General features: G+C 56.0%; 9 protein-coding genes. All 9 read right to left on the bottom strand.

The window, feature by feature from the left end:
* Positions 1–15: 15 nt before the first annotated feature.
* Positions 16–1,926 carry a serine/threonine protein kinase gene (locus tag ACO6TI_RS19565; protein WP_104705426.1) on the bottom strand — a complete coding sequence of 637 codons (1,911 nt, stop codon included), beginning with the start codon at positions 1,924–1,926 and terminating at the stop codon, positions 16–18.
* A complete protein-coding gene (locus tag ACO6TI_RS19560) occupies positions 1,926–2,690 on the bottom strand; it encodes a PP2C family protein-serine/threonine phosphatase (RefSeq protein ID WP_196879329.1) in 765 nt (254 codons plus the stop codon). Before ACO6TI_RS19560 ends, ACO6TI_RS19565 begins: the two co-directional genes overlap by 1 nt.
* Positions 2,687–3,370 (bottom strand): type VI secretion system-associated protein TagF, encoded by a 684-nt coding sequence (tagF, locus tag ACO6TI_RS19555; protein WP_104705428.1) that lies wholly within the window; start codon positions 3,368–3,370, stop codon positions 2,687–2,689. Before tagF ends, ACO6TI_RS19560 begins: the two co-directional genes overlap by 4 nt.
* Before the next feature lie 10 nt (positions 3,371–3,380).
* Positions 3,381–7,034: a type VI secretion system membrane subunit TssM gene (tssM, locus tag ACO6TI_RS19550; RefSeq protein ID WP_104705429.1), complete on the bottom strand. Its 3,654-nt coding sequence runs from the start codon at positions 7,032–7,034 to the stop codon at positions 3,381–3,383.
* A 40-nt stretch (positions 7,035–7,074) separates the two neighbouring features.
* A complete protein-coding gene (gene icmH / locus ACO6TI_RS19545) occupies positions 7,075–8,682 on the bottom strand; it encodes a type IVB secretion system protein IcmH/DotU (protein WP_422383138.1) in 1,608 nt (535 codons plus the stop codon).
* The gene (tssK, locus tag ACO6TI_RS19540; protein WP_029066017.1) at positions 8,679–10,013 is read right to left on the bottom strand and encodes a type VI secretion system baseplate subunit TssK; all 1,335 of its coding nucleotides are present in this window, start codon (positions 10,011–10,013) and stop codon (positions 8,679–8,681) included. The genes icmH and tssK overlap by 4 nt, the downstream gene beginning before the upstream one ends.
* A 77-nt stretch (positions 10,014–10,090) precedes the next feature.
* Positions 10,091–11,854: a type VI secretion system-associated FHA domain protein TagH gene (tagH, locus tag ACO6TI_RS19535; protein WP_422383137.1), complete on the bottom strand. Its 1,764-nt coding sequence runs from the start codon at positions 11,852–11,854 to the stop codon at positions 10,091–10,093.
* A gap of 23 nt (positions 11,855–11,877) precedes the next feature.
* On the bottom strand, positions 11,878–12,468 hold the full coding sequence (locus tag ACO6TI_RS19530) for a DUF6931 family protein (RefSeq protein WP_422383136.1): 591 nt from the start codon (positions 12,466–12,468) through the stop codon (positions 11,878–11,880).
* Positions 12,469–12,514: 46 nt separating this feature from the next.
* Complete coding sequence (locus tag ACO6TI_RS19525) at positions 12,515–14,341, bottom strand: type VI secretion system Vgr family protein (protein ID WP_158705724.1); 1,827 nt, start codon at positions 14,339–14,341, stop codon at positions 12,515–12,517.
* Between the last annotated feature and the right edge of the window lie 161 nt (positions 14,342–14,502).

Raw genomic sequence — 14,502 nt, 5'->3', positions numbered from 1 at the left:
CCCGAACACCGCAACTCATGGCACCACTTTGACTGTCGTTGCCGTCGCCCGCAAGATCGGCAAGTCCTGCATGAGCGCGTTAAAATAGGCACCTGCCTGCTTTTCCTGGCGCCCGGACAGGTTCGCAACAAGATCTCTGCCCACCATTGAAATGATCAATCCGGTTTCTTCCGAGAGCGTTTTCAGACTCAACGGTACGACGAACCCTGCCCCGCCGTCATCCGACTGCAGATATGGAGACAGGTTGACAACCTGACCGGTGCTCGACACGAACAAAAGCCCGAGTTCACCCGTCGACGGATCGTAACCGGAAATACGACCGGCCATGTTTTCTCCGTTCGGTACCACGGTTCGCTGCATATCAAGCTGGAGTTCGGTCTTTTCATTTCCCTGTGGTGTGGCCCGCAGGAATGCGATGGCGGGACATTGTGCATCGCTGACAAGGTTCACCTGTATCTTGGCTTCAAACCCCTGCGACTGGGTAAAATCGCTGTCGAATGTGATAAAAGGTGGCGTTCTTGACGCGAACCCCTCGATCTCGGCCGAATTGCCGGCGACCTGGACGGGTTGCAAATACATGCAGTCGCCGGCCTGGTAGTTGCTGACGTAATTCCGGATACGGTCTGCCGGTTTCAAAGTCTCATCCGGCTGGGTCCCATTCTGCAAATCATTGTCCGGCAAGACGGGCGGCGATACGGCAATGTCAGTCGAGTCCTTGACAGGCGGGTTCTCGATTCGCGGATCCGGCAGAACCGGTTGGGTATCCTGGCCAGAGTTGCCGGACGAATCCACGTTGATATCGTTACCGCCCTGCGCGACGTCAGTATTGTTCTGATCCGTTGGTTGGGCGGGCCTGTCCGGCGCATTGTCACGAGGCTGTGCCACAAGAACCGGCTTCTGATTCTGCTCCGGCAGGTTTTGCCCGACGACGAAGTAAACAGCTGCTGCACCGACGCCCGCAAATCCCAGCAGGGAAAATGCAACGAGTACCCGGCGCCCCCACCGGACCGGCGAAGGTGGCTCGTCCAGAACAGACTGCTCCGGAGGAGGTTCGGACGACCTGATAATCGTTTTGTCCTCGACGGGCAGGCGCATGGGCGCCCCAAGCGTCCATTCCGCGATTTCTGACATCGACGACGGTCGGTGTGCCGGGTCCGGTTGGAGCATTGCCTCAAGCAGCGGCCGAAAACGATTGTCGACACCGTCGAGCGAGGGAACAATCCGACGCTTTTCCACCATTTCAACCTGGGTACCGCCCATGTCCGTCTGCCTGCCTGTCAGGCTTTCGGCAATCACGAGCCCCAATGAATATATATCGCTTCTCGCCGTGACCTTGCCACCAAACAGGCCAACCTGCTCGGGAGACATGTAGTTTATCTTGCCAGCGAGTCCGTCGCCGATGATTGTGGGTCCGGCCTTGTTCGCACGGGAAATTCCGAAGTCTATGATTTTTGCCTGACCGACATCACTGTTTTGAAGAATGATATTGTCCGGCGACAAATCGCGATGGATGACTTCCCGATCATGGACCGCCTGCAATGCGGAGGCCAGTCTGACGACAAGTCTGTAAACCGCCTCGGGCTCGAGCGGCCCCGCCTCCAGCCGTGTTTTCAAAGAGGGCCCGCCAACGAATTCCATCGCCAGGTAATAAACGCCGAGCGTCGGTTCCTTTGCGAAAACAAAGTACTGCGTCAATGCATCGTGTTTCAGCTTGCGCAGAATTTTGGCTTCGCGCTTGAACAGGTCGAGGATCATGGGATCCTTGGCAAAATTGGCCAGCAAGATCTTGATCGCGACCGGATCCCCGCTTTCCACGTCCCGGGCACGGTACACTGTCCCTATACCACCGTCGGCGATATGCTCTTCAATTTCATAAAGATTGTTGAGCCGAGTACCACCAGGCAACAAATGGTCGTCAGGATTCATCAGCGGGCTTCTCCTTCACCCCGAGAGATACGATCTATGTCCACGATAACGACTGTCACATTATCAGTTCCACCCTTTTCCAACGCACCGTCCAGCAATCCCCTCGCTGCCGACCTTTGAGCACCTTCCATCAGGAAAGTTTCAATCACCGCGTCCTCGAGATGTCCGGTCAGTCCGTCGGAACACAACAAGAATCGATCTCCAGCCCTGAGGTTTCCGGATACAAGCTCAAGTTCGAGATCCAGGCCCGACCCTATTGCCCTTGTGATCACGTGCCTTCTGGCGAAGTTTCTTGCTTCTTCTTCGGTCAATACGTTCTGGTCAACAAGTTCCTGAACTTCGGTATGATCAGTTGTCAGTTGCTCCATCTGGCCGCTCCTGAACCGATAGACCCGGCTGTCACCGGCCCAGAGACATGCGAAGTTGGATTCAAAAGTCAGAAGGGCCGCAATGGTCGTTCCCATGGCTGCGCCGTTGGCATTGGTCGAAGCTCTCTCAATTTGCTCCTTGGCATCGATGACGCGACCTTCGAACTGGTCCAGAAGATCCACCGCACTCAATGGCATCCTTATTGTCGTGAGCGCATCCTTGACAAGATTGGACGCAATCGCTCCTCCCTTCATGCCGCCGGCGCCATCCATAACGGCGAATATACCTTTTGATTCATCACAAAAGAATGCGTCCTGATTTTCGTCACGTACACACCCCACATGTGTAAGTCCGATTGAAAGTCCCCGCACTGCCTCATGTTCTGGCTGCATCATGTTCGATGATCCTCCGGATGGTATCGCCCATGGTCTTTCCCTACCAATTTGTTGCCGGCTTCTTCTGCACCGAATGACTCCGGCAAAAGCAACCAGCGAAATGCTGTTGCGTCCGGTAAACCGGCGCAATTGAAAGCAAACACTTGCCGGCCTGCCCGGCACCAGAACAACGAGTTAATTTTTTCCGTTGTCCCGGCATCCGCCGCCAACGACTTGCCATCTGCTAAGTCCTTGGCCCCACCGCTGCCGGAGATGTCGGCGAGCTCACTGACTGCCTTCTGAAAATCCTTCAGACTTGCGTCTTCTTCGAGCGCTCCGAGCAGCACTGCCTCGACTTCATCAAACCAGTCGTCCGACGGTCGATCATCATTTTCAGAAGGAGATGAGGCGACGGCAATCGTTAAGGGGAACTTTCGACCAACCTTGTCGACGCTTGGCATCAGGGCGCCGCCGATTGCCTGGGTAAAAGGAGCACTCCCGTCTACCGGTTCCAGCCAAAAACGCCAGACGGGCATCGTCATATAGGTTTCTTCCCATCGAGAGCCGAGGAGTTGTCTGGAACTGCCCAGTCCCTTCATCAGAAACGGCTCCCACAGGTTCAAGAATCCCATGGGACAATTACCGACGACAAAGTCGGCCCTGTCCGGCAATTTGCCGAAATATCCCTTCTTTCCGCTCATGCGGCAATCTTCAAAAGCTTGTCGGGCATTTGAAGTCTCCGACGGCCGAGAGGAAAAACGGGTTTGGTTTGGTGCGAAGTGTCACGGTGAATGCCACCTGCCTGCCACCCAGGGTTTTCCGGATCACGAACTTGTTCTGGCCAGAGCTGACCCTGTTGGACCGCACGAACCGGTAAAAGGCCCAATCACCGTGGATTTCCTGACGGGATCTGTAACCCGGCACTTCCGGCTGTATTACCAGCACAACACGCGGGGTCGCCGTATTGCTCGGCCAGTCGAAACTTGCCGGCAGCGGTTCAATATCCGCGTTGAAACCAGGCCCACGCGTCACAAGCACGAGGTTTCCATTGACTTCGAGACTGGCAGCATCAGCCTGCTGGGACAATGCGCGCGGCACGACCTGCAATCCGATCGAGGGAAACGCGTTTCCGGTCGGGAAAAACGCCTGCTTGATCAGATCGGCACGCTCGAACTGGCGAAGCGTTGCATTTGAAAGCCTGTCAGCCTGTGCCACCCCCGGTTTCCAGTTCCAGGGCCGTGACGACGTATCCACCAGCGCCTTCAGGTTCTGATCGAAGAATTGCTGCATGATGCCGTTTGGTGAAAAAAGTTTGGCGAACTCCGTCATTGGAACTTCAGAACGTCCATTGGTGAACGGATAATTCCGTGTCACGATCCGACGGCATTCTTCAACTACCTGCGTCTTGAGCTTTTCGTTCAGCTGAGTGATCGAGGTTTCCTTGAATTCCTCGTCGAACTCCTTGGCAGACTGGAGAATGAGCTTGTCAAAAGGCTGAGGGAAACGGGTCGCGTTGCTTCTCAGCAATGATGCCTGGATCTGAACGTTGGAATTCGCGGTTTCGCTCTGAACCGGGTTGTTTGCAACAACCAGAAGATTGTCCAGAATATTCTTGAAGTTGACCAACAGCGCGTCAATTTTCCGGCTGTTTTCGCCCTCGACCAGAACATGATAGGGCCGGAAGTGATCCTCGATCCCTTTGCCTGGAATGATCGCCGGGCCGCCACCACCGGCTACAGCGCCAAGTGCGTCGGAAACACCCCCTGGTGCCAGCGCCTGAACACCGGCTTCAATTCCTATTCGTTTCAGGCCACCAGCCCGATCGAGAACATACTGCTGAAAAACTTTCTGTGCTGCCGACTTGCCGGCCTGCGCTGCGTTTCCGCCATCAAGCGAAGCTGTCAGGCCCTCCTGCGACAGGTCTTGAGTGAGCAACGTCTCATTGCGTATGCTTTCCAGCAATTGAACGACCGGAGATGTCGGCGCCGAGACAGCTTGAAGCGTCGTATAGAGCGGCTTGTCGTTCCGCATGGACTTGAATTTCAGATTCCCAAGCGCTTCCTCCCAGGCCTCGATGAAATCCTTCGTGTAGAGCGCCAGGATCTCGGCCGGCAGAGACTGGTACTGATCGGCAAAAGCGTCTACTTCGCCAATTTCGCCAAATACCCATCTGTCGCGTTCAAGCTCTTCCCGGATGCCGGCCAGATTCGGCAGAACAGACAGGTGAAAGCCCGGATAGGTGTAGAATCTGTCAACCAGGACCGTGTCCAGGGTGTCGCCGTTTTCCGTTTCGAACACGGTTTCCATATCCGGACCACCGCGTTGCTCCGCGATCCAGTCTTCGCTTGCAAGCCCCTTGGACCTTGACTTCAACAGAGCATAGCCCCGTTCGGAAAGACTGACCCTTCCAAGTTCCCGCTGCACTTCCGCGACAAGAACGCCGTCGAGTTGATCGGTCAGCACATTGCCGCCGAAATCGAGATCCAGCATTGCCGTGATGTGCGAATTGAGTTCGTTTCGAAGAACCTGCCCCTGTGGTCCGGGGAAACTCTGCAGAAAGTCAGCTCGGAAAGAATTCTTGATCTGGTCCTTGTCGATTTCAGGCGCGTCACCGGCGACCATGCGATACAGCTTTATCAGATTGTAAAGCGACTCAATGTCCTGTCCTCCCGGGCCTGTCCGGTTGTCGAGAACGTCTGTCATCTGCTTTTCTATCCGAAGCAACAAGCGTGGACGCAGCAAGCGCTCCAGGCCGCTTCGATAGGACGTGATCCCGGCAGCCTGAAGACGTTCGCGCTGGCTCAACCCGAATTTTTCCATGAAAGGCGTCGGATCGTTTCGGGTATCATAGCCTACCGGAAGACTGCGCAGCAGCGAGAGAATGTAAGCAGAATCGCGCAAGCTATCATCGCGCACGACCCTTTGTTCAAGAACACCCTCACCTTCCGCGCGGACTGCAGCCACAGCCTTTGCCGTTTCATCGATCAGAGCCCGGTTGTTCAGGTAACTGATCGTCCACAAACTCCCCAGCCCCAGGGTCGCCAGGACAATCACGGTGTAGGCTGCAATTCTGGCAGCCGTCGCCATTCGGACCACTCGACGATTATGCGTGACCCAACCGGCTTCCCCTATGATGACCTGGTTGAGCAAATCGCGAAGAAAATAGCTCTTGCCCTGCCCCGAAAGCGCGGCCGCCTGGTACGAGGTACCGAACGCCTGGCTCATGGACCCGATAACCCGGTCTATCGCGGTTCCTGTCTGGGTTCCCGATGTGAAGTAGAACCCGCGCAGAACAGCATTCGGATAGTACCGGCTGGGTTCGAATATGGCATTTAGAAATCCGGTTATCCGGTCCCTGAGCGCCGCAACCTGTGTCGGGAAACCATACAGCATCAGGCGCGCCCGCGGATCGGGTTCCTCCTGAAGCCTGTCTGCAAGTTCCTCATTCAGGCGTTCGATCAAAAGATCGAATTCCGCCGGAGTCTCGGCGACCATGTTCTTGTTCTTTTCGCGCGTCTGAAAAGTTGCGCCCCAGACGAGATTCCGTCGGCTTTCCGGATAGGATCCGAAAAACTCCATGAAACCGGCAACCGTATCGGCTTTCGTGAAGATGACATAGACCGGGAAGTCGATCTTCAATGTCTTGTAAAGTTCAATCAGCCGCGCCCGGATCGCGTCTGTATGCTCCTTGAGTTCCGCGTCCGAAAGCGTCATCAGGTCTTCCAGACTGATCGAAACCATGACCCCGTTGACCGGCTGTCGTGGTCGGGCCTTGCGCAAAATGTTCAGAAAACCAAGCCACGCTTCCCGATCGTGTTCTTCGTCGGAATCCTGTGTCGTGTAGCGGCCGGCTGTATCGATCAGAACTGCGTTTTCAGCAAACCACCAATCGCAAAAGCGCGTTCCACCAAGACCTTCGAGTTTCTGCGCTTCGCCCTTTCCTCTGGAGTTGGCGAACTTCAGCCCGGAATGCATCAAAGCCGTGGTCTTGCCTGCGCCCGGAGGGCCAATCATCAGGTACCAGGGTAAATCATAGAGATATGTGCGCGTGTTGCCGCTGGCTGTCTTCAGGGTCTTCAGCGCATCTTTCATGCGCTCAGACAGGATCTGGAGATCCTCTTCACTCGCCTTTGGCTGAAGAATCTCCTGTTCCAGGGCCCTGTTGGCCGCAATACGCTTGTAAATTCTGTACCCGGTCCAGCCACCGATCGTGAGAAGGATCAAAAAGATCAGCAGCAGTCTCACCCAGAGCGGTTCAAACGGGCGCACGCCGGCAATGCCAAGAAAAGGCCCTCCGAACCAGATCAGAGCAATGAGGGCAAGAATTCCAATCACTATTGCCGTTATTCCGAGCCAGAATTTCATTGACGTCGCCTTGTTCTTCGGTTGCCCCGGAGATTAAAAATCAGTTGTCAATCACCAGTCCCTTGGATGGTGGTTTCAAAAACACTTCGACCCGCCGATTGAGTGCCTTGCCTTCACGGTTGGTGTTGGGAGCTACGGGTTCGTCCGCGCCACGTCCCTCGACCTCGACCCTGTCCGGCGTCTGCAATAGGGCCTGCATTACAGCTGCGACGGATTTCGCCCGTTCGACGGACAAATGCCAGTTAGTCGGAAAGCGCGGATTGTTTCGGATCGGATCGCTGTCGGTATGGCCAACGACGAGAATGTCGCCTTCCATCTGGTCGAGCGTTTGGCTGACCTGTTCGACGAGAAGCTGAAACTCGGGGCGCAGCGTTGCTGCGGCCACATCAAACTGCGCGCGCATCCGCAGCATGATGGCGGGTCCGGCTTGAGAAATCTCCAATCCGTCAATGCCGGCAAGCTGCTCTGCAACCGTGTCAATCGGTGCGTCATCCGGTGGTGCCGGCGGCGGTGGCGGCTTCGGTTGGTAACCTTCCCGAGCCAGTTCGAGCGGTCCGGTCGGATAAAGAGCCGACGTGCGGCCTGCCAGGACCTCGCTGCCGCTTGCAAGCAGCAACATCAACGTGACATATCCGCCGAGCAGCAACGCGCTGGCAACGGCTGCGACCGACCAGATAGGAATTGAAAATCCGGTGCGTTTCTGAAGCAGGTCCAGTCCGCGCCAATGTGGTGAAAGATCGTCACCCGGACGGGGCCGGACGCGTCTCAGGATTTCGTGCAGGTCCCGCCGCTCACGCTCCAGTCCCTGCTGACCACCCTGAATCGCGCGGTACTTTCCGTAAAACCCGAGCGACAAACAAGAATGCATGACTTCCAGAACACCATAGTTTCGTCCCGGATCCTGCTTGGCCTTCTCAAGAACCTGAAAGAACTCCACGCCGCCGGTTGCCTGTCCGAAGAACTGGGTCAGCATGGAATACTGCGTCCATTGATGTCTTCCGGCGGACGGTAGATTCTGAACGATATCGTCCGATGTGGCGCATAGTGCGTATGCGGCCGACTGTATCTGGTCGTCGGTGATGCCAACGTTGCGCAAGTCTTTTTCAAAGGCCTTGATGGCATTGTAGACATCGCGCATCAACGCGTCGAACTGCGCATCGGTCATTGTCAGATGCAGCCGTCCCAAAAGGAGAAGCAACGGCGCTGCGGCACGGGAAATCGGATTCCGATTTGCGACGCGGATCTGGTTTATGTCCGGAGTTTGGGCCAGTTGTCCGGCTGGTTGTGCTCCGGAAGCGGCAGCGGGTTGGGCTGGTTGTTGAGGCGGCGGCGCCGAAGGCTGAGCCGGTGGCGGCGTCCGGATATCGGGTGCTTTCTGCTGGCCATATTCATAACCTGCCGGGGTCGGTGCATAAGGGTCAGGACCCGACCCGCGTCCTCCCTGCCAGGGATCGGGAGCACCGGGAGGCTGTGGTGATGGCGGTGCCTGTGGCGGCTGGCCCTGTGCGGGCGGCGGCGGAGGTTGCTGCGGCTGTTGCGGCGCTCCCGGCTGAGACGTTTCGCTCCAACGCCCCCCGGGGTTAGGCCGAACAATCGTTTTACCCTTTCGCTTGGAAACACCGAAGGGATCGTCATTGTCCGACATCATCGTCCCTCCCGAATGGCATAGAATTCAAGCTGAAGGTCCGGCCAGTTGCCGGAAAATTGCAGCCCGATCGCGGAGTCCTGGCTGAATTCGCGCCAAAGCGGTGTCGTCTTGTCCAGTCGGAAATAGACCCGATCGGTAAGAGCCCGGATCTGAGCGGGCGGGACAGGCATGTGAATTAGCGGTATACCCGGCAGATTTGAATAGACGATCTGGCGCATCTGGCCGAATGGACCGACCTTGAACAGCCGCGGAAATTCGTTCTGGATCTCGGTGAGCGGACGACGTGCCGCAACTTCGATGACAAAACTCGCCTGCGAGAAAAGATTGCGGTCGACAATCGTCGACTTGAAGGCATTGGGAGCAAGCTGTTCCAGAGGGAGGCGGATTGCACGGCGGTCGTAACCGGCAGACAGAAACGCCTGTATATCGGCGAGCACCGGCTTGAAGATGTCATGCAGACGGTCATGATCGTAGACCGGATAGTTTCGGGCCCGCCGTTCTTCTGTTGCGAATGTGGCCAGTTCACCTGCCAGCTGGATAAATTCCGAATAGACCCTTTCAGGATGCACATAAGCCGATTTGCGAAGATGCATCAGTTGCGGATGGAGCCGATTGAGCATTTGCAGCGTCAGGTAATCGAAATTCTGTAATCCGCCGCCTGCCGACGTATCGGCTGCATATCGCGCGAGTTCGCTCAGTTTCCTTTCCACCCAGCCAATCACCGAGTCGATCCATCCGGTCACAACGGGATGTACGTGGCAGGCAAGAACCGGCGGCGCAAACGTGCCGTCGGTGATCACGATACGGTCCTTGATTTCGGTAATACGGGCGACCGGCAGACAGACATGTCCCGGATGGGGTGTGGCCCGTATCGAATACATCAGCCGCGGATGTGCGACATCGATTTCTTCTTCCTGCCGAATGGCCGAGGTCGAATCGATAATCGTCTCGCGACCCTGAACGTAGCGCGTCGCCGCATCTTCCCTGCCGCTGGCCACCTCGACTGCGTTGACGGTCGTCTCCGGGATTCCGAGCCAGACGATCTGGCCGGCTGAATCTTCGGGAACATCAATGGCTGGCGGCGGCGTTCCGTCGGCTGGAAAGTTGAAAACGGTGCCATCCGGAAAAATACCGCGTCCGTAACGCAGCGCAAATCGACATTGCTGCCCGACATCCTGATCGATTTCAATCTCTGAAAAGCCCCAAGGATATGAGGAGGCAAGCCTGATACGTTCATCCAGCAAATGTTCGGCGTACCGGTCGCTCTGCTGCAGATGATGCGGCCTCAAAAACAGGCCTTCGGTCCATGCAACCTTGCTATACCACGACATTCAGGCACTGCTCCCTTAATCTTGCCGGCGTCTGTTCGCCCATGAAACTTCAAGCCTACTCAATATTTGCCAGCCGTTTATTGCTCCGGCTCTTCATTTGAAAATTCTTCGTAACTTTCGGTAAAGTATTGCGTGAAAACGCCGACCAGACCATCGTCATAAGCACCTGCCAGCGAACTCCAACGCTCGTTCAGATGCTCCCAGAGCTTTACCTTCTGGTTGCTGAATGTGCTCTTGGCGACCTTTCCCTCTTCTTCAATTGCCCTTGGCGAAAGCGTTTCATCAAAACGTGCTGCGGCCTTTTGCATTGCCGCATATGTCCAGACATGGTGTTTCTGGATATCCTTGAAGGCGGCAGACATAGCTTTGGGCAACGGCAGGTAACCAGTGTCCTCGACATTGTGCGCAAGCATCGTCTGAAGCGCCATTTGAGGTGTCGGAGAGAACTTCAGTGCATTGTTTCCGCTGCGGCTTATTAGTGTGCGGTTTGCATTCCGGGTCATGGCCTTGACCTTGCTGCGCGCCTGAAGCAACCCCATCAAATCGCTTGTAATATCCTGCAGGACTGAACCGATTTCCCGGGCGAATTCTTCAGGATCCCGGCCTGCCAGAAGCGTTTCAGGAATGCCCGCACCTTCCGAAAACGCCTTTAGGAAGTCTGCGCCTGCAATCTCGACCACGTCAGCACCGACCTGTTCGGCCGATTGCCGAGCTTCTTTCACCGGTTGGGCAATTTCTGCAACAGGCGCGCGCTCCTGCGGTGCGGGTTCCTCCAAAGGAGTGGCGACCTCTTGCACATGCTGTTCGGCTTCTGCTCCTCGAGAAGAATGATCCGACGCGTCCTTTGCCGGAGTGTCGGGAAACGGAGAACCTTCCGGCTCTGCCGGAAAGACATCTGCAGGTTCTTGTTGCGGCGGTTGAGGAGCAGGCTCAGCGGGCGGCGCGTCCACTGCAGGTGGTGGGGCTACCGGCTCCTCACCGGCGGCGATGTCCGGCATCTTGAATATGGGCTCGGCTGCACCCTGCTGTGCTGCCCCCGGAGCAGCTCCCGGAAAAGGGGCGGCCTGAGAAGGTTCGCCTTGCAGAGCAGGTTGCTGCTCAACGGCCGGTGATTGCGGCTGAACGCTCGGCTGTGCCGCAAGATGGTCCAGGGGATCCGCTTGTGCAGGTCTGGCGGGTGTAGCCTCAGGCCTCTGTGACTGAGGGTCATACAGCGCAGGATCCGCGCTCCCCCATCCATGACCCTGTTGGCTCCAGACGTCATCAGCCGGGGTTCCAACACCTGGTGCATGAGATGGCGGAGCGTGCCGTCCTTCCATCCCGGCGGATGGAGCGCCACTCCAGGGCCCTCCTCCACCCGGATCGGGATAAGGAGCCTGTACCGGCGGCTGTGCGGACGGCCATTGCGGCTCGGCTGCTGCTGGTGCGGGCTGTTGTGGTGCCTGCCATTGGGCCGGTTGAGGCTGGAACCCCTGTTCAGCACCTGACGCAGGCGCACCGCCAAACCCGGCGGCAGCGCTTCCCTCGGCATCAAGCGATACCACGACGATATAGTCGCCGATCATCAACCGATCGCCGGACCGCAGCGGGTGCGCCTTGTCCATGCGATTCGGATTGCCGTTGAGAAACGTGCCGTTGGTCGAAACATCATACAGGACAAATTGCCCACCTTCGAAGCGGACTTCACAATGCTTTCCAGAGACTACACGCTGCGGGTCCGGAAGGCTCCAATCAAGATGTTCGTGCCTGCCGATATCAAATCCGCGGTCGGAGCAGGTATAGGAAACCTGCCCACCGGTTTCGAGTCGATCCACATTTTCAATCTGGAGCGTTATACGCATTCCAGCATGTCTCCCGCTCGCTCTCAGGCGATTGCCTGTTTCTTGAGGTTGATAACGGGCATTACCCCACCTTCAGCGAATAACAGGCCAGAGGAAAGGCAAGACTTCAGGCCCTCTTCGCGCTCGCCCGGGCCCAGATTGCCAATTACGATTTGCAGCGCGGCGTTCAAAGCCGTCGCAGTCAGACCCGGTGGAACATCGACACGAAAGTCCGGGTTGGGGGACAATGACCCGCCGGACCAGCTCACTGCGCGCCCGATCCACAGAGATCCACTGTCGCCACGAGCGTCTTCCGTCATTGCGACAACGGCAAGACGCGCCTCTTCATCTCCCTCGCGGACCCAATTCTCGCACAGCTTGAGAACTTCGCGGTCATGGTCGCTTTTCTCACGATCGAGACCTTCAACACACTTTATTCCCCACCAGACCGCCTCCGGTTTCGGCAAGATGTGTGCGAAATAGGTGATTGCCAAAAACGGATCCTCACCTTCCAGAATCTCAAGTGTGTAGTCCTGTGGCGAGACATCACCCTCGGGAGAGCTGACTTTCTCATGCAACTCAGGAAATGTCTCAAAAACCTGCTTCGCCATTGTAAAGCGGATACGAGATCCCATTCAAATTACTCCATCAGCAGTCCGTCATGCTCACAGCGCCAACACATCAGTTTATCAGAACGATGCCGCCCTTCACGATATGCGTTGCGGTTCCGTCAACAATTGTCAGGGCTCCCTTGGCATTCAAGGTCGCGTCCGCTTGAATCTGGATTACGGGTGATTTTATCTGAATCATCGCGGGCGTCATAGTGATCTTGCTCGCGCCGCATTTGAATTCGATCATCGCACCTGCCTTGACTTTCCAGGTTGCGCCAATGTCTTCGGTCACGTTAATGCCGACTTCTTCAGTGCGGTTCATGTCGATCTTGGTGGTCCGATCATTCTTCACGTGAAGATCGTCATTGTTCTCAACGACGGTTTCCATGTCCTTTTGTGCGTGTACACCAATTTTTTCCTGGCCTTTGGAATCATCCATGACCATCTCGTTGTAGCCACCGCCACCGATTGTTGAATCTGTCTTGATACCGGACTTGTTCTTCTCGCCGGGCAAGGAATAGGGTGGCATGTTGTCCGCGTTGTACACGGTTCCGATAACGATCGGCTGGTCTGGATCCCCCTCCAGGAACTGAATGATCACCTCCTGGCCAACGCGCGGAGTGTAAACACCGCCCCAGTTTTGTCCGGACAGGACCTGCGCAACGCGCACACGGCGCGACTGTGTCTTGTCCCGATCCCAGTGAAATTCGACCATGATCTGACCGTATTCGTCGACGTCGATTTCTCCCTGCCCCACGACCTTGGCCGTCTGCGGACCGGGAATACGCGGCTTCGAAGTATGCGCCGGCGTTCTGAATGGAATGTCTGTCGACAGGACGTCGTAGGCACCGGTGTAGGCCTCTTCCTGAGGCCCGCTCTCGCCAGACCGGTAGCTTTCGGTGATAATCTGGTGGCTCGCCCGGACAACAAGGTATTCCTTGTTCTGCGGGCCATGCGGGTGCTCTTTCAGTGTGAACAGGCCGCCTGCATAAAGACGCACGACCTCGCCTGCGCATTCGATGCGCTTGTCCGCTGCCTGCTCTGCTTCAAGGCGAATGTTGGAGTATTTTGTCCCCTTGTCCTTTTCGGTATATCGGCCGGGATAGTCATAGCTTTCCAGCGCACCGGCCCGATAGGAGGAGCCTGCGTCTTTTTCAGCCTCAAGCGAAGCACTTGGTTTTTCAAAATCGTAATCGTTGATCGCAAATTTTCCAGTCCTGAAATTCCGGCCCGGTATCCAGTCATAGATGTGTTCTTCGTCGCGCTGACTGTCCCCCCCGAGTGGAATGAACGGGATATTGGGATCGCCTTCAATTTGGCTGTAGGACGACTTGGAATCGGCAAGAATCATGGTGTGTTTGCCGTCGGAGTGTTCGAAACAATACGAAATACCGAACTCTTCCATCAGCCGGCAGCAGAAGTCGTAATCCGACTCGCGATACTGAACGCAGTAATGGATCGGATCGTATGATTCGGTGAGCTTGTCTTCGAAATCAGCAAAGTCGTGCTCGCCCAGAACCTCGGCCAGGATGTCCTGGACGGACATGTCCTTGAAAATCCGGCAATTGGCGTTTTTGGTCAACAACCAGAACCAGGGGCGCAGGAGCAGTTTATAACGGTAATATCCGCCTTGATGCCCTGCCCACCTGGCATCCGTCAAAAGTCCGTCGAAGTAACGGGTATCACCATTGTTCGTTTTGACCTTTACAGTCATGTGAGTCGCAATGGCGCGATCAAAATCCAGATCTTCCTGCTGACTTACGACTTCAAGACGAATCTCGAATTCTTCGCTCAGTCCCTCATCGCACTCTACGGTGACTAAGGAGAGCTCATCTTCGCCAAAGACCGTTTTGAGTTCGGCCATGCGATCGGTTTGTCTGAGTTGTCCAGTGGCCACGGAGGTCTCCTCGGAAATACTTCGGTTACAAACAACTGCCGTTTGCAGTCGTCTGACAATTTCCTATGGCGTTTCCGACAAAATTGATGTGCTCGGGAACACAATTATTGCAAATAGTTTAAACGCCATCGTCGGAAATTACCAAGCGTTGATTGATAACT

The organism is Roseibium album (assembly GCF_965233825.1).
GTDB lineage: Bacteria > Pseudomonadota > Alphaproteobacteria > Rhizobiales > Stappiaceae > Roseibium > Roseibium album.
Note: the sequence above shows the minus strand (reverse complement) of the source record. Positions and strands in the feature narration are given on the sequence as shown.